Consider the following 19,272-nt stretch of genomic DNA (forward strand, 5'->3'; position numbering starts at 1 on the left):
CATTGCCCCGTGCCCCTAGGCCACCTTGCGCGGTAGTCGCAGGCTGAGACCCACCGTCAGCGCCACCGCCCCGAGCTGCACCAGCAACGTCGTGACCAGCGCGTCCCGCGTCCCGAGCGACGGGATCAGGGAGAGGAAGAGCGTGCCGAGCGTGGCCACGCCCAGGGCCAGCGACGCCTGCTGGAGCGTCGTCATCACACCGCTGCCGACGCCCGCCCGTGCCGCCGGGACCTCGGAGAGGATGATCCGGAACAGGATGGGCAGCTGGAGCGCCTGGCCCGCGCCCGCGAGCGCCGCGCCCGGCAGGAGCGGCAGCACGTCGAAGTGCGGCCACGTCGCGTGTGCGGCCAGCGCGATCAGCGCCACCCCGGCCGCCTGCACCAGACCGCCCGCCGTGACGACCCGCGTGCCCCAGCGGGCCACCAGACGCGGACCGGCGAGCGAGGTCGCGAAGAAGACCGCCGCCATCGGGGCCAGGGCCAGGCCCGCCGAGGTCGCGCCGAGCCCTTCGCCCTGCTGGAGCGCGACCGCGATCACGAACATGAACCCGCTGAAGCCGATGGAGAAGGGGACGACCAGGGCGAGCCCCCGGCGCAGGGAGAGGAGCGCGAAGAGGGACGGCGGGATCAGCGGGGCGCCGCCCGACCGGTCCGCCCGGCGCTCGACCTCGTAGAAGGCGTACGCGAGGAGCGGGAACGCGGCGAGGGACAGCCACGTCCACAGCGGCCAGCCCGCCGCGCGGCCCTCGGTCAGCGGGGCGAGGAGTGCGATCAGCGCGAGGGCGAGGAGCAGGGTGCCGGGCACGTCGACACGCTCGGGGTGCGCCGAGCGGGTCTCCGGGACCGTCCGCACCGCGAGGACGAGGGCCACGACGACGACCGGCACGTTGACCAGGAACACCGAGCGCCAGCCCGAGCCGAACAGGTCCGCCGAGACGAGGACACCGCCGAGCACCTGGCCCGCCACCATCGACAGGCCCGCCGTCGCCCCGTACATGCTCATGGCCTTGGCGCGGTGCGGGCCCGCCGTCGTCGCCTGGATCGTGGCGAGCACCTGCGGGAGCATCGCCGCCGACGCCGCGCCCTGTGCGATCCGCGCCACCACGAGCGTCCCGGCGGTGGGCGCCAGGCCGCAGGCCAGGGAGGTGAGGCCGAACGCCGCCATGCCGCCGACGAACATCCGGCGGCGGCCGAGCTGGTCGCCGAGCCTGCCGCCCAGGACGAGCAGGACGGCGTACGCGATGCCGTACCCGGCGACGACGAGTTCGAGGACCGGCTCGCTCGCCGACAGGTCGCGGGCCATCGTCGGCAGGGCGACGTTGACGATGAAGAAGTCGATGAGGGGCAGGGCGGCGCCGAGCAGCACGGTGAACAGACCCGCGCCGCCGAGCGAGTGGCCGGGCGCCGGGGTGCGGGCGACCGGCGGGGACTGCGTGTGGGTGGTCATGGCACCGAGCGTCCGCCGCCGCTCAGGCTGGTACCAGAGTCTTCTTATCCTGGTAGAACCGCTACCCGGAAACAGCTTGGCGGGGGGCCGCACATGGGTACAGGCTGGACCCATGACCACGAATGCGGGGCCGGTCTCATGACGACCTTGACGCCGGAGGCGCGGCCCGCCGAGATCCGCCGCCACGAGCTGGCCGGGTTCCTGCGCAGCCGCCGCGAGCGCATCGCGCCCGAGGAGGTCGGGCTGCCGCGCGGCAGGCGCCGCCGCACTCCCGGGCTGCGCCGCGAGGAGGTCGCGCAGCTCTCCGCGGTCGGCGTCACCTGGTACACGTGGCTGGAGCAGGGCCGCGACATCCAGGTCTCCGCGCAGGTCCTCGACGCCCTCGCCCGCACCCTGCGGCTCGACGGGAGCGAACGCGCCCACCTCTTCGGCCTGGCCGGGGCGGTCGACCCGACGCCGGCGGCGACCTGCCCCACGCTCACCCCCGAACTGCGGGAGATGCTCGACAAGCTGGAGCCGATGCCGGCCTGCGTGCAGAACAGCCGGTACGACATCCTCGCCTACAACCGCACCTACGGGCGGTTGCTCTGCGACCTCGACGCGGTACCGGCCGAGGACCGCAACATGATGTTCCTGGCGTTCACCCACGAGCCGTGGCGGTCCGCCATCGTCCAGCGCGACGAGGTGCTGCGGCTGATGGCGGCCAAGTTCCGCGCGAACATGGCCGCCCACCTCGCCGAGCCCGCCTGGAAGCTGGTGCTCAACCGGCTGCTCGACGAGTCGGCCGAGTTCCGGGAGGTCTGGGAGCGGCACGAGGTGGTGCGGTCGCAGACCAGCAACGTCAAGGAGTTCCTCAACCCGCACGTCGGTCTCGTCCGCGTCGTGCACACCGATCTGTGGCTGGGGCGGGACAGCGGGGCGCGCCTCGTGACGTACACGGCGGCGGACGACGTGTCGCGGGAGCGGCTCGAGCGGCTCCAAGAGCTGGTGCTCAGTGGCGCCCTGTGAACCCTACGAGCCGGCCGCCGCGCGTGCCGCCTCCGCGTCCTCCGGCTCCTCCAGGCGCTCGGCCGTGCGCCGCGCCGTCTCCCGCGCCCAGCGTCCGCTGGTCAGCGCGCCGAGCAGCAGCACCGCGAGCCCGCACCCGGCGATGATCCACCAGCAGGCCCGCCCCGCCTCGACGAAGCTGCGCGCGTACGAGGATCCGGCGACGCCCGAGGCGAGGACCGCGCCGATCACGGCGACGCCCATGGTCTGCCCGATCTGTCGGCTGGTGGAGGCGACGGCCGCCGCGACACCGGCCTGCGCGCGCGGCATCCCGGAGACGGCGGTGTTGGTGATGGGCGCGTTCACGAAGCCGAAGCCCAGGCCGAACAGGACGTAGCCGAGGAACAGCGTCACGTTGGAGGTCTCCGCGTCGAACGCCGCGAACAGCACGCCGCTCACCGTCATCGACACCCCCGCGATCAGCAGGGGCAGGCGCGGGCCCCGGTTGCCGACGAGCCGCCCGGACAGGGGCGCGCACAGGAACGTCATCGCCGCCATCGGCAGCATCCACAGGCCCGCGTGGAGCGCGTCCAGGCCCCGTACGTCCTGGAGGTAGAGCGTGGACAGGAACAGGAAGCCGCCGAGCGCCGCGAACGCGCTGACCGCGATGGCCGTCGCCCCGCTGAACGGCGCCGAGTGGAAGAAGCGCAGGTCGATGAGGGGTTCGGTGCGGCGCGGCTCGTAGCGCAGGATGCCGATGAGCGCGGCGACCGCGACCGCCGCGCAGGCGAGGGTCCGGGCCGAGGTCCAGCCCGCCGAGGGCGCCTCGATGATCGCGTACGTCAGGGAGCCGAGCAGCGCGATGACCAGGACCTGGCCGACCGGGTCCGGGCGGCGGGCCTTCGGGGCGCGGGACTCGGGGACGTAGCGGAAGGTCAGCAGGAGCGCGGCGAGGCCGACGGGCAGGTTGATCCAGAAGATCGAGCGCCAGCCCACCGAATCCACGAGCAGGCCGCCCACCAGCGGCCCCGCGGCCATCGAGATGCCGACGACACCGCCCCACACGCCGATGGCGCGGGCCCGCTCGCGCGGGTCGGTGAAGGTGTTCGTGATGATCGACATCGCGACCGGGTTCAGCATCGAGCCGCCGACCGCCTGCACCATCCGGAAGACGACGAGCAACTCCAGGTTCGGCGCGAGGGAGCAGGCCACCGACGCCGCCGTGAAGACGATGAGGCCGGTCATGAAGACCTTGCGCCGTCCGATCCGGTCGGCGGTCGAACCGGCCAGCATCAGCAGCGCGGCGAGCACCAGCGTGTAGGCGTCGATCGTCCACTGCATGCCCGAGAGCGTGGCGTCGAAGTCCTTCGCCATGGAGGGCAGGGCGACGTTCAGGACGGTGTTGTCGAGGCTGACGATCAACAGGCTCATGCAGCAGATCGCCAGGACGAGCATGCGCCGGCGATGGGTCGGGCCTTCTGGTGCTTCGGGCATGTGATCGACGGTAACCGGAGCGGGGCGGGGGCGGGCACGTGAACTCATGCCCTCAGCGTCGTCCGCGGCTCAGCCGGGTACCAGAGTCTCCTTATCGTGTTACAGGCAGTACCTGGCACCAGGCTGCGGACGCGGGCATCCTGGAGGCATGAGCAGCGGAACGGGGACCGTGCCGGGCGCCGAGGCGCGCCGCGCCGAACTGGCCGCGTTCCTGCGCAGCCGCCGCGAGCGCATCACCCCGGACCAGGTCGGCCTCCCGCCCACCGCCCGCCGCCGCACCCCGGGACTGCGCCGCGAGGAGGTCGCCCACCTCGCCTCCGTCGGCATCACCTGGTACACGTGGCTGGAACAGGGCCGCGCCATCAACGTCTCCGCCGGTGTCCTCGACGCCATCGCCCGCGCCCTCCTCATGGACCCCACCGAACGCGCCCACGCCTTCGCCCTCGCCGGGGCGGCCGACCCGCGCGCCGAGACGCTGTCCCCGGTCGTCACGCCCACGGTCCTGCGCCTGCTGAAGCGCCTGGAGCCGTACCCGGCCGAGGTGAAGAGCGCGCGCTACGACGTCCTCGCCCACAACCGGGCCTACGTCGACGTCTTCGGCGACCCCGCCGAACTCGCCCCCGCGCACCGCAACGCCCTGTGGATGATGTTCATGAACGACCGCTGGCGCGTCCGGTTCCTCGACCGCGACGTGATGCTGCCCGAGCTGATCGCCAAGTACCGCAAGGCGATGGCCGCACACGTCGCCGACCCGGCCTGGAAAGCCCCCGTCGACGAACTCCTCACCGTCTCACCGGAGTTCCGCGCACTGTGGGAGCGGCGCGAGGTCGCGTCGATGGTCTCGCACGTCAAGCGCTACGAGCACGTGGACCCCGTGATCGGCCTGCTGAACCTGGAACACCGGCACATGTGGCTGGCCCCGGACATGGACGCGTACCGCGTCGTCGTGTACGTCCCCGCGGACGACGAGACGGAGACCCGCCTGGAGCGGCTGGCGGCCTCAGCCACGCACTGACGTGACGACCGGCCCGGGTACGGGCCCGGCATCGGCGGTCACCGTGGGCAGGTCGCGACGGCGGCGCATCGGCGAGGCCAGCAGGATCAGGCCGCACAGCGGAAGCAGCGCCACGGCCACCCACATCGCGGGGCGAAGGCCCAGGGCCTCGGCGAGGACGCCGCCGAGCAGCGCGCCGAGCGGGATCGTGCCGTAGTTGACGAACGAGGACGCCGTGCGGGAGCGGCCGTACAGCGCGGGCGGGGTGTAGTCCTGCTGGAACGTCGCGGTCAGCGTGTTCTCCGCGACCACCGAGAAGACGACGGCCGTGTGACCGGCGGCGAACAGGACGACCCCGAGCGGCGCGGGCGAGGCGAGCGGCATCAGCAGCGCCAGACACGGGGTGCCCAGGGTCAGCAGATAGACCGAACGGGCCGTGCCGAACCGCGCCCCGAGCCGCCGCGCGGCGAACGCGCCCGCGATCCCGCCGAGCCCGCCCACGCCCATCAGTAGGCCGATGGCGCCCCCGGCGAGATGGACCTCGCGGGCCAGGAAGGCGACCAGGATCGACTGGTAGGCCATCAGGGAGAGGTTGGCGGCGGCGCCGCACAGCACGAACGCCCGTATGTAGCCGTCGCGGAACGTGAAGGACAGCCCCTCCCGGATCTCCTGGACCATGCTCGTGCCCCCGGTCACCGGCCGCGCGGCGGGCCGTTCGCGGTGGCGCAGACCGAGCACCGCGAGGAACGAGACCGCGAACGCCGCCGCCTGCGCCCACATCGCGCCCGCCGCGCCGAGCAGCGTCACGAGCGCGCCGCCGCCGCTGTACCCGGCGAGGTGCCCGGCCTGCTCACTGGCGTGCAGCGTCGAGTTGGCCTCGGCACGGTCGGCGCCGTCGACGATGCGGGGGAGCAGCACCTCGTACGAGGTCTTGAAGAAGACGGTGGACGCCCCGGTGACCAGCGCTGTCACCAGGAGTTGCGAGTACGTGAGGGCGTTCATCGCCGCCGCCACGGGGATCGCGGCGATCGCGGTGAGGGACAGCGCGTCGCACACCAGCATCAGCGGCCGGCGCGGCAGCCGGTCCACCCACGCGCCCGCGACGAGACCGATCAGGAGCCACGGCAGCCAGGCGGCGGCGGTCAGCAGCGACACCTGGAGCGGGGAGGCGTCGAGCAGCGTGAGCGCGGTCAGCGGCAGAGCCACCGAGGAGACGGAGGCGCCGGTGCGGCCGGTGGTGGAGGCGATCCACAGGCTTCGGAAATCTGCATGGTGGCGCAGCAAGGCAGGCATGGAACGAGCGTAGCTTGCAGAGGAGTCTCTGCAAAGTGGTATCTGCAGAGACTCCTCTGCATTGCTGTGAGAGGGGGAGGCAGGCGGCAGGGCTCAGGGGCGATCGTGGCGCGGGAACACCTGGATCTGGGCCGTCACAGGGAGGGCGCCGGGCTCCTGCGAGGCCTCGGCGTAGCGGTCGATCACCGCCATCAGCTCCTCGCGCAGGGAGGTGAGAGCGGCGGGCGTCAGCCGCAGGTCGTTCCAGTTGCCGAGCAGCGAGGCGCCCTCCCACTCCTCACCGAAATCACCGGCCAGGTACGCGCCGACCTGGTCCGACATGTCCTGGACCATCTGCCCCAGGTAGACGTCCAGGGAGGCGCGGGCCTCCGGGTCCTTGCGGAGCTTGGACGTCGGCAGCACGTGCGTCTTGTGGGCCGCCTTCCACCAGCGCTCGCGCTTCGTACCCCGCTCCTCGTCCTCCACGATGAACCCGTTCTCCGCGAGAAGGCGCAGGTGCCAGCTCAGCGTGCCCGTGCTCTCGCCGAAACGGGCGGCGAGGACCGCCGAGGTCGCCGGACCGTCGCCGCGCAGTGAATCCATGATCTTGATGCGGAGCGGGTGGGCCAGGGCGCGCAGGCTGCGGGTGTCGAGGGTGCGGGTGTCCTCCCGGGCGCTCTCCTGGTCCGGGTCGGGCTGTGCGGCGGGGGTGTCGGCGGGGGTGTCGGCGGTCATGGCCGCAGCGTAATCCGTGCGGACCCCCGTTCGGCGTACGCGACAATAGGGGGCATGACCGCTACGACCACCCCCCTCGCCATCGGACCGCACACCGTCGTCCCTCCCGTGGTCCTCGCGCCCATGGCCGGGATCACGAACGCGCCCTTCCGCACCCTGTGCAGGGAGTTCTCCGGCGGCAAAGGTCTCTTCGTCAGCGAGATGATCACGACCCGCGCCCTGGTCGAGCGCAACGAGAAGACCATGCAGCTGATCCACTTCGACGCGAGCGAGAAGCCCCGCTCGATCCAGCTGTACGGGGTCGACCCCGCCACCGTCGGCAAGGCCGTCCGCATGATCGCGGAGGAGGACCTCGCCGACCACATCGACCTCAACTTCGGCTGCCCCGTCCCCAAGGTGACCCGCAAGGGCGGCGGCTCCGCCCTCCCCTACAAGCGGCCGCTGCTCCGCGCCATCCTGCGCGAAGCCGTCACCGGGGCCGGTGACCTGCCCGTCACGATGAAGATGCGCAAGGGCATCGACGACGACCACATCACCTTCCTCGACGCCGGCCGCATCGCCGTCGAGGAAGGCGTCACCGCGATCGCGCTGCACGGGCGCACCGCCGCCCAGCACTACGGCGGCACCGCCGACTGGGACGCCATCGCCCGGCTCAAGGAACACGTCCCCGAGATCCCCGTCCTCGGCAACGGCGACATCTGGTCGGCCGACGACGCGCTGCGCATGGTCCGCGAGACCGGGTGCGACGGAGTCGTCGTCGGACGGGGCTGCCTCGGGCGGCCCTGGCTCTTCGCCGATCTGGTCGCGGCGTTCGAGGGGCGGCCCGACCGGGTCCGGCCCACCCTGCGGGTCGTCGCCGACGCGATGGTGCGGCATGCCGCGCTGCTCGGGGAGTGGATCGGGGACGAGACGCGCGGGGTCATCGACTTCCGGAAGCACGTCGCCTGGTACCTCAAGGGGTTCTCGGTCGGGTCCGAGATGCGCAAGCGGCTGGCCGTCACGTCGTCGCTGGACGAGCTTCGGGCGGGGCTCGACGAACTGGACCTGGACCAGGACTGGCCCGCGGGCGCGGACGGGCCCCGGGGGCGGACGTCCGGCAACAACCGGGTCGTTCTGCCGGACGGGTGGCTTCGTGACCCCTACGACTGTGCGGGGCTCTCCGAGGACGCGGAACAGGACACCTCCGGCGGCTGACCCTCGCATCGCCGGGCGCGCCCTCCGCCGTGGCTGCTCGCGCAGTTCCCCGCGCCCCTGAGCCATGCGGCTGCGCCGCGATGCCCTGTTGTCACGTCGCCGGGCACGCGTCTCGTCGTGGCTGCTCGCGCAGTTCCCCGCGCCCCTGAAGGCACGCGGCTGCGCCGCGATGGCCTGGTGTGCGTTGGCGGGTGCCCGTCTCGTCGTGGTTGCTCGCGCCGTTCCCCGCGCCCCTGGAGGCCTGCGGCTGCGCCGCGCCTTCCTTGCTCGTGCTGGCGACCCTGAGATGGGCGCACGGAGTGCGCGTCTCAGGGGCGCGGGGAACTGCGCGACCAGCCACGACGGTGGCGCGGATGGTCGGGGTCCGAAGATGGCCCGAATCATTCCGTCGCCGCGCCCGAATCCCCCGGTCAACCCCCGGAGGGTGTCCGCATGGTGACATCTGCCCGTTCACACACCCCGCGCACCGGCGTGATTCTCGCCACCCCTGATCACCCTCACGCTCAAACGAGCGCGGCCAGCGCGATTGCACCCCTTCAAGACGTGGCACTCAGTGCCATCGCTCGATCATTTACGAGTTGAACGCACATGAGAGCACTGCCCGCTCATGTGAGCGTATTTTGCCAGCCCTAAACGCTCCCGCTTCACGAAGTGAACGCACACACCCCGATCCCCGTACCCCGCAGTCACTTTCGATCTCCTGGCGGACGGGTGGTTACGGCCCCATGACGGCAAAGTGGACGTACCCAGGTGCCTTGGATCTGGGTATGTTCCTCGCCGTCAGGGCAGCCACCGAGCCTCGAGGAGTCGAGACCCGTGTCGGAAAACAAAGATCCTCAGGTAACCGATCAGGCCACCGAGCAGGGCGTGAAGTTCGTCTATGACTTCACCGAGGGCAACAAGGACCTCAAGGACCTCCTCGGCGGCAAGGGCGCCAACCTCGCCGAGATGACCAACCTGGGCCTTCCCGTCCCGCCGGGCTTCACGATCACCACCGAGGCCTGCAAGGTCTACCTCGACAGCGGCGCCGAGCCGGTGGCACTGCGTGACGAGGTCGGTGCACACCTCGACGCGCTCGAGAAGAAGATGGGCAAGAAGCTCGGGCAGGCCGACAACCCCCTCCTCGTGTCGGTCCGTTCGGGCGCCAAGTTCTCGATGCCCGGCATGATGGACACCGTTCTCAACATCGGTCTCTCCGACAAGTCGGTGCAGGGCCTCGCCAAGCAGGCCGGCGACGAGCGCTTCGCGTGGGACTCCTACCGCCGCCTCATCCAGATGTTCGGCAAGACCGTCCTCGACGTCGACGGCGACCTTTTCGAGGAAGAGCTCGAGAAGGCCAAGCGCGCGAAGAAGGTCGCGGTCGACACCGATCTCGACGCCGCCGACCTCAAGAAGCTGGTCACCCGGTTCAAGAAGATCGTCAAGTCGGAGGCGGGGCGCGACTTCCCGCAGGACCCGCGTGAGCAGATGGACCTCGCGATCCACGCGGTCTTCGACTCGTGGAACACCGACCGCGCCAAGCTCTACCGCCGCCAGGAGCGCATCCCCGGCGACCTCGGCACCGCCGTCAACGTCTGTTCCATGGTCTTCGGCAACCTCGGCCCCGACTCCGGCACCGGCGTCGCCTTCACCCGCGACCCCGCCTCGGGCCACCAGGGCGTCTACGGCGACTACTTGCAGAACGCGCAGGGCGAGGACGTCGTCGCCGGTATCCGCAACACGGTGCCGCTCGCCGAGCTTGAGCAGATCGACAAGAAGTCGTACGACCAGCTCATGCAGATCATGGAGACCCTGGAGAACCACTACAAGGATCTCTGCGACATCGAGTTCACCATCGAGCGCGGGCAGTTGTGGATGCTCCAGACGCGGGTCGGCAAGCGCACCGCCGGTGCCGCCTTCCGCATCGCCACGCAACTCGTCGACCAGGGGCTCATCGACGAGGCCGAGGCTCTTCAGCGGGTCACGGGCGCCCAGCTCGCCCAGTTGATGTTTCCCCGCTTCGACGACGAGGCCAAGACCGAGCAGCTCGGGCGCGGTATCGCCGCGTCGCCGGGTGCCGCTGTCGGCAAGGCCGTCTTCGACTCGTACACCGCCATCAAGTGGTCGCGCTCCGGCGAGAAGGTCATCCTGATCCGCCGTGAGACCAACCCCGACGACCTCGACGGCATGATCGCCGCCGAGGGCATCCTGACCTCGCGCGGCGGCAAGACCTCGCACGCGGCCGTCGTCGCGCGCGGCATGGGCAAGACCTGTGTCTGCGGCGCCGAGGATCTCGAAGTCGACACCAAGCGGCGGCGGCTCACCGCCGGGAGCGTGGTGGTCGAGGAAGGGGACGTCGTCTCCATCGACGGCTCCACCGGCAAGGTGTACCTCGGCGAGGTGCCCGTCGTGCCGTCCCCGGTCGTCGAGTACTTCGAGGGGCGCATGCACGCCGGGGCCGACGACGCCGACGAGCTGGTCGGCGCCGTCCACCGGGTCATGGCCTACGCGGACCGCGTACGCCGCCTGCGCGTACGGGCCAACGCCGACAACGCCGAGGACGCGCTGCGCGCCCGCCGGTTCGGCGCCCAGGGCATCGGCCTGTGCCGCACGGAGCACATGTTCCTCGGCGAGCGGCGCGAGATGGTCGAGAAGCTGATCCTCGCCGACACGGACACCGAGCGCGAGGAGTCCCTCAAGCAGCTCCTGCCGCTCCAGAAGCAGGACTTCGTCGAGCTGTTCGAGGCGATGGACGGCCTCCCGGTCACCATCCGCCTGCTCGACCCGCCGCTGCACGAGTTCCTGCCCGACATCACCGAGTTGTCGGTGCGCGTCGCCCTCGCCGAGTCCCGGCAGGACAGCAACGAGAACGATCTGCGGCTGCTCCAGGCCGTGCACCGGCTGCACGAGCAGAACCCCATGCTGGGGCTCCGCGGTGTGCGGCTCGGGCTCGTCATCCCCGGCCTGTTCGCCATGCAGGTCCGCGCCATCGCCGAGGCCGCCGCCGCCCGCAAGACCGCCAAGGGCGACCCGCGCGCCGAGGTCATGATCCCGCTCGTCGGCACCGTCCAGGAGCTGGAGATCGTCCGCGAGGAGGCCGACCGGGTCATCGCCGAGGTCCAGGAGCAGACCGGCGTCCAGCTGAAGCTCGCCATCGGCACCATGATCGAGCTGCCCCGCGCCGCCCTCACGGCCGGGCAGATCGCCGAGGCCGCCCAGTTCTTCTCGTTCGGCACGAACGACCTCACGCAGACCGTCTGGGGCTTCAGCCGCGACGACGTCGAGGCCTCGTTCTTCACCGCGTACCTGGAGAAGGGCATCTTCGGGGTGTCGCCGTTCGAGACGATCGACAAGGACGGCGTGGGCTCCCTGGTGCGCAACGCCGTCGAGGCGGGGCGGGCCACGCGGCCCGACCTGAAGCTCGGTGTCTGCGGTGAGCACGGCGGCGACCCCGAGTCCGTCCACTTCTTCCACGAGGTCGGGCTCGACTACGTGTCCTGCTCGCCGTTCCGTATCCCGGTGGCCCGCCTTGAGGCGGGGCGCGCCGCGTCCACCTCGGCGGGCAGCGACCACCGCTGACACCCCCCGGTACTCGGAGTCGCCGTCGGTCCCCGACCCTCACCGATCGGCGGCGGCTCCGGCGCGAGACGGAGGAGCGGCACCCCTGTGCGGGGGGTGCCGCTCTTTCGGTATGTGGGTGACCGTTCTACTGTCGGGCGACCCGCCCCGCTCCGGCCGGGCGGCCCGACCCGCAGGGAACCGAACGCGCGCAGGGGGATCCACGATGAGCGGCTGGAGCGTCCGCGACATGCCGGGACTGCGCGGCCGCACCGCCGTGGTGACCGGCGCCAACAGCGGCATCGGCTACGCCACCGCCCGCGCCCTGGCCCGCGCCGGCGCCCGTACCGTGCTCGCCTGCCGTGACGCGGGGCGGGCCGCCGCCGCGCTCGACCGGATCCGGGCCGAACTGCCGGGCGCAGCCGTCGAGTTCCTCTCCCTCGACCTCGGCTGTCTCGACTCCGTCCACGAGTTCGCCGCCGGCTGGCAGGGGTGCCCCCTCGATCTCCTCGTCAACAACGCCGGGATCATGGCGATGCCGTTCGGCCGCACCGCCGACGGGTTCGAGAACCAGTTCGGGATCAACCACCTCGGGCACTTCGCGCTGACCGGGCTGCTCCTGCCGAGCCTGCTCGCCGCGCCCGCCGCCCGCGTCGTCACCGTCTCCAGCATGGTGCACATCTTCGCCGACATCGACATCGCCGACCTCAACAACGAACGGCGCTACCGGCCCTGGGCGGCCTACGCCCGCTCCAAGACCGCCAACCTGCTCTTCGTCCACGAACTGGCCCGGCGCGCCGCCGCCGCGGGCGTCCTCCTCGTCGCCGCCGCCGCGCACCCCGGGTACGCCGCCACGTCCCTGCAGACGCGCAAGGCGCTCATGGAGGGGCGCACGGGGGTCCAGCGGTTCTACGAGATCGGCAACCGGTTCTTCGGGCAGTCCGCCGAGGCGGGCGCGCTGCCCACGCTGTACGCGGCGACCGCGCCGGGTGTCCGGCCCGACGACTTCTACGGGCCGCGCGTGCTCATGTGGCGCGGGGCGCCCGCCCGGTCCTGGCGTGCCTCGTGGACGCGGCACGACGTGGCGGGGGAGCGGCTGTGGGCGGCGTCCGAACAGGCGACCGGGGTGCGGTACGACGCCCTGGCGCAGTGATCGCCGTTCGTCCAGTACCGCCGACCTCCGGTACCGCCGACCTCAGGCGGTCCGTACCTCGTACGTCCGTACCGCCACCGTCTCGTCGTCGAGGCAGCGGCCCGTCTCCAGGTCGAAGCGCTGCTTCAGCAGCGGCGACGCCACGAACGGGCGGCCCCGCGCCGAGCCGAGCAGGCCGCGCGAGAGCACCGCCGCCCCCGTGAACGGGTCCGTGTTGTCCACCGCGTACACCCGGCCCGCGCGGTCGAGGAAGACCGCCGCCTGGCCGCCGTCCGGGAGCAGCGCGGCGACCCCGCGGCCCGGCGTCAGCCGGTCCAGGTCGCAGACCGTGAACCAGCCGTCCTGTACGTCGAGCCGCACCAGCAGCTTCGTCTGCTTCGTCTGCTCCGGGGCGAAGGTCGTCATCGGACAGCCAGTCCTTCCAGGGAGGGCATCGGGATCAGGGGCGGTTCGGGCTTGATCTGGTCGCGCTCCGGCACGAAGCGGACCGTCGGATCGGGGGTGCCGGGCGCGTTCACGAACGAGACGAAGCGGGCCAGGCGCTCCGGGTCCTCGATCGTCTCGGACCACTCGTCGCGGTAGTGCGCCACGTGCGCGGCCATCAGCGCCTCCAGTTCGTCGCAGATGCCGAGCGAGTCGTGCACGACGACATCCCGTACGTGGTCGAGGCCGCCGTCGATCCGCTCCAGCCAGGCCGCCGTCCGTTCCAGGCGGTCGCCGGTGCGGATGTAGAACATCAGGAAGCGGTCGATCAGGCGGATCAGCTCCGCGTCGCTCAGGTCCTGGGCGAGGAGGTCGGCGTGGCGCGGGGTCATGCCGCCGTTGCCGCCGACGTACAGGTTCCAGCCGTTGGCCGTGGCGATGACGCCGAAGTCCTTCGACTGGGCCTCCGCGCACTCGCGGGCGCACCCGGACACCGCCGACTTCAGCTTGTGCGGCGCCCGCAGCCCGCGATAGCGCAGCTCCAGATCGATCGCCATGCGGACCGAGTCCTGTACGCCGTACCTGCACCACGTCTGCCCCACGCACGACTTCACCGTGCGCAGCGACTTGCCGTACGCGTGGCCCGACTCGAAGCCCGCGTCCACCAACCGTGCCCAGATCGAGGGGAGTTGGTCGACCCGTGCGCCGAACAGGTCGATGCGCTGACCGCCCGTGATCTTCGTGTAGAGGTGGAAGTCGCGGGCCACCTCGCCGATCACTATCAGCTTCTCCGGGGTGATCTCGCCGCCCGGGATGCGCGGCACCACCGAGTACGAGCCGTTCTTCTGCAAGTTGGCGAGGAAGTGGTCGTTGGTGTCCTGCAGCGCCGACTGCTCGCCCTCCAGGACGTAGCCGTCCGCGCCGATCGACGGGGCCAGCGAGGCGATGATCGAACCCACCGTCGGCTTGCAGACCTCACAGCCCTCGCCGCCGCGCGCCTCCTCGCGGCCGTGCTCGTCCAGGAGACGGGTGAACGTGGTGATCCGCTTGACGCGCACGATCTCGTACAGCTCCTGGCGCGTGTGGCCGAAGCAGCCGCACAGGCCGTCGTCGCCGGACGCCGGGAGGAGCTGGGTGATGAGCTTGACGCAGCTCCCGCAGCCCGTGCCCGCCTTCGTGCACTTCTTGACCTCGGGCAGGGTCGGGTGCGCGCAGATCTCGCCCTTCGTCACGTTGTGGCACGAGCAGACGACCGCGTCGGCGGGGAGCGCGTCCGGGCCGAGCTGCGCCGGGGCGCCCGCGCCCGCCGGCAGGACCAGCTGTTCCGGGGCGAGCGGCGGCACCGTCCCGGTCAGCGCGCGCAGCGTCCCGTACGCCTCCGCGTCGCCCACGAGGATGCCGCCGAGCAACTCGCCCCCGGCGCCCATCACCAGCTTCTTGTACGTGCCCGAGCGCGAATCCGAGTAGACGACGTCCAGGCAGCCTTCGGTCGCCCCGTGCGCGTCGCCGAACGACGCCACGTCCACGCCGAGGAGCTTCAGCTTTGTGGAGAGGTCCGCGCCGGTGAACGTCGTCGTGCCCGTCCCGTCCGTCCCGTCCGTCCCGTCCGTCCCGTCCGTCCCGTCCGTCCCGTCCGTCCCGTCCGTCCCGTCCGTCCCGTCCGTCCGTCCGTCTCGTTCGTCTTGTTCGTCTCGGCGCGGTCTATCGCCGCCGCCGCCGTCAGCGCCATCTCGTAGCCCGGCGCCACCAGGCCGTAGACCCTGCCGTCCGCCGCCAGCGCGCACTCGCCGATCGCGAACACCGCCGGGTCGCTGGTACGGCACACCTCGTCCACCTTGACGCCGCCGCGCTCGCCGACCTCCAGGCCCATGTCGCGGGCCAGCTGGTCGCGGGGGCGGACCCCCGCCGAGAAGACGACCAGGTCCGTCTCCAGTTCCGCGCCGTTCGACAGCCTCATCCCTCGTACGGCGTTCTCCTCGGCCCCGTCCGACAGGATCTCCTGCGTGCCCACGCCCGTGTGCACCGTCAGGCCCATCTCCGTGATCGTGCGCAGCAGCGCCGCGCCGCCGCCCTCGTCCACCTGCACCGGCATCAGGCGCGGGGCGAACTCCACGATGTGCGTCGTCAGGCCCAGGCCCTGGAGCGCGCCCGCCGCTTCCAGGCCGAGCAGGCCGCCGCCCACCACCGCGCCGACCGTCGCGTGGTTCTTCGCGTACTCCTCGATCGCGTACAGGTCCTCGATCGTGCGGTAGACGAAGCAGCCCGTCGTGTCCTTGCCCGGGACCGGGGGGACGAAGGGGTACGAGCCCGTCGCCAGGACCAGCGTGTCGTACTCCACCGTCAGGCCCGAGCGGGCGGTCACCGTCCGGGTCGTCCTGTCCACCGCCAGCGCCGGGTCGCCCACGTGCAGCTCGATGCCGTGCCGCTCGATGAACTCCGGTTCCGTCATCGACAGTTCCTCGGGCGTCGTCCCCGAGAAGTACGAGGTCAGATGGACCCGGTCGTAGGCGGGGCGGGGTTCCTCGCACAGGACGACCACGCGGTGCGTCCCGGTCAGGCCGCGCTCGGCCGCCGCTTCGAGGAAGCGCTGGCCGACCATGCCGTGGCCGACGAGGACGAGGGTGGGTTTCGAGGTCGCCATGTCAGAGGCCTCCGTCGTGGGTGAGCAGATGCAGCAGCGGCGCGCCGTCGTCGGCGGGCAGCGCTTCGTTCGATTCCCAGGCGTGCGCCAGCGCGCCGACGCCGCCGAGCGCCCCCACCAGGACCCCGCCGACCAGGCGGTCGCCGCGGACGACGACCCTGCGGTACGTGCCCCGCGTCGCGTCCGTCAGCTGCACCACGTCGTCGCCGGGGAGCGGTTCCGTCTCGCCGAACGCGGCCAGGTCCAGGGGGTCCGCCGCGTGCGGCAGCGTCAGGCGGGTCAGGGTCCGGGTGCCGGTGTAGGTCTTCGGGGCGCCGGTGCCGGTCAGGGCGTTCGCCAGCGCGTCGGCCTGTTCCAGCGCCGGGGTCGCCAGGCCGTAGACCTTCTCCGCGTGTTCGGCGCAGTCGCCCACGGCGTAGATGTGCGGGTCACTCGTGCGCAGTTCGTCGTCCACGACGACGCCGCGGCGCACCTCCAGGCCCGCCGCCTTCGCCAGGCCCGTGCGGGGGCGGGCTCCGCAGGCCAGGACCGTCACGTCCGTGTCCAGTACGTAGCCGTCGTGCAGTTCTACGTGGCTGACCTGCGCGTTCGCTGTTCTGAGCGCCTTGACTCTGCACTCCGTGTGGATCTCCACGCCGAGCGACGCCAGGTGGCGTTCCACCAATGCTGAGGACTTCGGGTCCAAGTGGCGTTCCATCAAGCGTTCCGCCTGCTGCACCAACACCACCTGCGCCCCGCGGCGGGCCAGCGCCCGCGCCGCCGAGACGCCGAGCAGGCCGCCGCCGATCACCACCGCCCGCGTGCCCTCCCGTACCGCCGCCGACAGCGCCACGCAGTCGTCCATCGTGCGGAACGCGTGCACCCCGCCGGGCAGGTCCGTCGCTCCCGGCTCGAACAGGCCCCGGAGCGGGGGGAGCACCGGGTTCGCGCCCGTCGCCAGGACCAGCGCGTCGTACTCCACCTCCGCGCCGTTCTCGCACCGCACCACATGGTCGGCGCGGTCCACCCGGACCGCCCTCGTGTGCAGCCGGCGGCCCCGCGGCGCCGGCAGTGCGATGACCTCCGGGCCGTAGCTGCCCGCCAGGACCTCCGCCAACAGGACCCTGTTGTACGGGGCGTGCGGTTCCTCCCCGATCAGCACCGCGTCCCCGCCCAGACGGGCGGCGACCCTGATGCCGGCCAGGCCGGTGCCTATGACCACGACGCGCTTCATGCCTCGTAGCGTGCGGGGGCGGTGTTTCTCCGTGGCGTCCCGTCCGTTTCCCCGGGGGAACGGTGGGCTCAGCGGGGGGTGGGGGGCGGTGTGAGGGTGCGCTGTGGGGTGCGGGTGCGGGTGCGGGTGCGAGTGCGTTGTGGTGTGAGGGTGCGCTGTGGTGGGAGCCAAGTGTGGTTAGCCACCCATCTTTTGGCTCATAAAGTCATGTGCATGCCTGACATATCCCTGACCGCCCTCGTCGTCCTCTGCCTCGCCGCCCTCGCCGCCGGCTGGGTCGACGCCGTCGTCGGCGGTGGCGGACTCCTTCTTCTCCCCGCCCTCCTGCTCGGCCTTCCCAACACCGCCGGCGCCGGGCCCTACGCCCTCGGCACCAACAAAGCCGTCTCCATCGTCGGCACCACCGGCGCCGCGATCACCTACGCCCGCAAAGCCCCCGTCGACGTACGCCTCGCCGCCCGCATCGGCGTCGCCGCCCTCGCCGGGTCCACCCTGGGTGCCCTGCTCGCCGCCGGGCTCAGCACCGACGTCCTCAAACCCGTCGTCATGGTCGTACTCGTGTGCGTCGGCGCCTTCGTCCTCTTCCGGCCCGCCTTCGGCACCGCCCCCACCGCCGAGCCGCTCCCGCCCCGGCGCATCCTCGCCGCCATCGGGTTCGCCGGGCTCGGCATCGGGTTCTACGACGGACTCATCGGGCCCGGCACCGGCACCTTCCTTGTTCTCGCTCTTACTGCCCTCCTGCATCTTGATCTTGTCGTCGCCTCCGCCACCGCGAAGATCGTCAACTGCTGCACCAACGCGGGGGCGCTCATCACGTTCGGCCTCAAAGGCACCGTGTACTGGCAGCTCGCCGGGCTCATGGCCGTCTTCAACCTCGCCGGCGGGATGATCGGGGCGCACACCGCGTTGAAGCGGGGGGCCTCGTTCGTGCGGGTCGTTCTGCTGAGTGTGGTGTGTGCTCTGGTGCTGAAGATGGCCTATGAGCAGTGGGTTGCCTGAGCGGGCTCAGGGGCTGGCGGTCCTCGACAGGTGTGCGAACACCACCACGTTGCCCTCGTAACCCGTACGCCTCGAGAACGGGCCCCCGCACGTGATCACCCGCAGCTCCGCGCGGTCCGCCGGGCCGTACACCTCCTCGTCCGGGAAATCCTTCGCCGCGTACATCCGCACCGCGTCCACCGTGAACACCGCCACCGAACCGTCCCGCCGGTCGATCTCCACCGTCCCGCCGCGCTTCAGCGCGCCCAGCCCGTAGAAGACCGCCGGGCCCTCCGCGTTGTCCACATGGCCCGCCACCACCGCCGTGCCCCGCTCACCCGGGTTCGTTCCCGCCTCGTACCAGCCCGCCACGTTCTCCTTCTGCGGCGGCGGCACCTCCAGGCTTCCGCTCCGGGACAGGCCCAGGCCCGTCAGCTCGGCGTCCACGCCCAGCGAGGGGATACGGATCCGGGTCGGGGGTGACTTCCGCATCGGCGGCGCCTCCGCCCTCCGGGCGTGCCCGCTCGCCGCGCCCGCCTGGTCCGGGGGCGGCTGGGGCGGCGGGTGGCCCGCCGCGCCGCCCGCGAGCAGCCACGCGCCCGTCGCCGACGCCAGCAGCGTCATCACGCCTATGGCCGCGTTGACCGTGTTGACCGGCTTCACTCGCACCGCCTCAGAGCCTGCCGTCCCTCGTCCTGCGGTGCAGCAGCCACGTCCCGCCCGCCGCCGCCACGGCCAGCGCCGCCACGCCCGCCGTCGTCTTCACCGGGTCCGGGCCCAGCGCGCCGCCCACGCCCGTCGGTACGTGGCCGCGCGGCATCTGCGCTCCCGGCGCCGGGGCCGCCGCCTGTTGCGCCATCGACACGATCACGTCGCCGGTCACCACCGTGCCGCCCGAGCAGCGGGCCCTGATCTCGTACGTGCCCGGCTGTGCCGACGCGGGCACCTCGAAGTGGGCCGTCGCCTGTCCGGCCGATCGGTCCGGGGCCAGCGTGAACGGGCCGGGGCCCACCGCACCCGCGTCCGCGGCCGCCGTGCCCTGTGCGCCGCAGGCCGTCGTGGAGAGGGTGACCGTCGTGCCGGGGGCCGCCGTCGCCGGGTACACCTCCAGGCCGCCCTGCGACGCTGTGGCGGGTGATGCCGTGAACGCGGCTGCCATCACGGCGAACGCGGCGGCTGCCAGGGATCGGCCTGTGCGCATCGTC

General features: G+C 71.9%; 14 protein-coding genes and 1 pseudogene. 6 read left to right on the forward strand and 9 right to left on the reverse strand.

Annotation, left to right across the window (positions count from 1 at the left end):
- Window positions 1-15: 15 nt before the first annotated feature.
- On the reverse strand, window positions 16-1,446 hold the full coding sequence (locus tag C1N81_RS30040) for an MFS transporter (RefSeq protein ID WP_394434315.1): 1,431 nt from the start codon (window positions 1,444-1,446) through the stop codon (window positions 16-18).
- A gap of 138 nt (window positions 1,447-1,584) precedes the next feature.
- On the opposite strand from C1N81_RS30040, the gene C1N81_RS30045 reads away from it, so the two are divergent.
- Window positions 1,585-2,454, forward strand: coding sequence for a helix-turn-helix transcriptional regulator (locus tag C1N81_RS30045; protein WP_394434317.1), 870 nt, complete (start codon window positions 1,585-1,587; stop codon window positions 2,452-2,454).
- A gap of 3 nt (window positions 2,455-2,457) precedes the next feature.
- On the opposite strand, the gene C1N81_RS30050 is transcribed toward C1N81_RS30045, so the two are convergent.
- A complete protein-coding gene (locus tag C1N81_RS30050) occupies window positions 2,458-3,927 on the reverse strand; it encodes an MFS transporter (RefSeq protein ID WP_394434319.1) in 1,470 nt (489 codons plus the stop codon).
- A gap of 148 nt (window positions 3,928-4,075) precedes the next feature.
- Between C1N81_RS30050 and C1N81_RS30055 the strand changes: the two genes are divergently transcribed.
- The gene (locus C1N81_RS30055) at window positions 4,076-4,942 is read left to right on the forward strand and encodes a helix-turn-helix transcriptional regulator (RefSeq protein ID WP_394434321.1); all 867 of its coding nucleotides are present in this window, start codon (window positions 4,076-4,078) and stop codon (window positions 4,940-4,942) included.
- On the opposite strand, the gene C1N81_RS30060 is transcribed toward C1N81_RS30055, so the two are convergent.
- Both C1N81_RS30060 and C1N81_RS30065 read right to left on the reverse strand, forming a co-directional pair.
- Complete coding sequence (locus tag C1N81_RS30060; protein ID WP_394434323.1) at window positions 4,928-6,214, reverse strand: MFS transporter; 1,287 nt, start codon at window positions 6,212-6,214, stop codon at window positions 4,928-4,930. The genes C1N81_RS30055 and C1N81_RS30060 overlap by 15 nt on opposite strands.
- A gap of 93 nt (window positions 6,215-6,307) precedes the next feature.
- Window positions 6,308-6,928 (reverse strand): winged helix-turn-helix domain-containing protein, encoded by a 621-nt coding sequence (locus C1N81_RS30065; RefSeq protein WP_394434325.1) that lies wholly within the window; start codon window positions 6,926-6,928, stop codon window positions 6,308-6,310.
- Between the two features lie 54 nt (window positions 6,929-6,982).
- Between C1N81_RS30065 and dusB the strand changes: the two genes are divergently transcribed.
- The 3 genes from dusB (at window position 6,983) to C1N81_RS30080 (ending at window position 12,812) form a co-directional block, all read left to right on the forward strand.
- Window positions 6,983-8,122 carry a tRNA dihydrouridine synthase DusB gene (gene dusB, locus C1N81_RS30070; RefSeq protein ID WP_394434326.1) on the forward strand — a complete coding sequence of 380 codons (1,140 nt, stop codon included), beginning with the start codon at window positions 6,983-6,985 and terminating at the stop codon, window positions 8,120-8,122.
- Between the two features lie 816 nt (window positions 8,123-8,938).
- Window positions 8,939-11,680, forward strand: a complete 2,742-nt coding sequence (ppdK, locus tag C1N81_RS30075) for a pyruvate, phosphate dikinase (RefSeq protein WP_394434328.1) — start codon at window positions 8,939-8,941, stop codon at window positions 11,678-11,680.
- Between the two features lie 205 nt (window positions 11,681-11,885).
- On the forward strand, window positions 11,886-12,812 hold the full coding sequence (locus C1N81_RS30080; RefSeq protein WP_394434330.1) for an oxidoreductase: 927 nt from the start codon (window positions 11,886-11,888) through the stop codon (window positions 12,810-12,812).
- 42 nt (window positions 12,813-12,854) lie between these two features.
- On the opposite strand, the gene nirD is transcribed toward C1N81_RS30080, so the two are convergent.
- The 3 genes and pseudogenes from nirD to C1N81_RS30095 all read right to left on the reverse strand — a co-directional run bounded on the left by nirD (window position 12,855) and on the right by C1N81_RS30095 (window position 17,089).
- Window positions 12,855-13,217, reverse strand: coding sequence for a nitrite reductase small subunit NirD (gene nirD / locus C1N81_RS30085; protein ID WP_394434332.1), 363 nt, complete (start codon window positions 13,215-13,217; stop codon window positions 12,855-12,857).
- Window positions 13,217-15,861, reverse strand: a pseudogene (locus C1N81_RS30090) (FAD-dependent oxidoreductase); the annotation flags it as partial. The pseudogene C1N81_RS30090 and the gene nirD, both read right to left, overlap by 1 nt.
- Window positions 15,862-15,877: 16 nt before the next feature.
- A complete protein-coding gene (locus C1N81_RS30095; protein WP_394434334.1) occupies window positions 15,878-17,089 on the reverse strand; it encodes an NAD(P)/FAD-dependent oxidoreductase in 1,212 nt (403 codons plus the stop codon).
- Window positions 17,090-17,302: 213 nt separating this feature from the next.
- On the opposite strand from C1N81_RS30095, the gene C1N81_RS30100 reads away from it, so the two are divergent.
- On the forward strand, window positions 17,303-18,088 hold the full coding sequence (locus C1N81_RS30100) for a sulfite exporter TauE/SafE family protein (protein WP_394434335.1): 786 nt from the start codon (window positions 17,303-17,305) through the stop codon (window positions 18,086-18,088).
- A gap of 6 nt (window positions 18,089-18,094) precedes the next feature.
- Here the strand turns inward: C1N81_RS30100 and C1N81_RS30105 are convergent, their stop codons facing one another.
- Both C1N81_RS30105 and C1N81_RS30110 read right to left on the reverse strand, forming a co-directional pair.
- Entirely contained in the window at window positions 18,095-18,691 is a 597-nt protein-coding gene (locus C1N81_RS30105) for a class F sortase (RefSeq protein WP_394438317.1), read from the reverse strand.
- Between the two features lie 49 nt (window positions 18,692-18,740).
- Complete coding sequence (locus C1N81_RS30110) at window positions 18,741-19,268, reverse strand: hypothetical protein (protein WP_394434337.1); 528 nt, start codon at window positions 19,266-19,268, stop codon at window positions 18,741-18,743.
- Between the last annotated feature and the right edge of the window lie 4 nt (window positions 19,269-19,272).

The organism is Streptomyces sp. SGAir0957 (genome assembly GCF_043523415.1).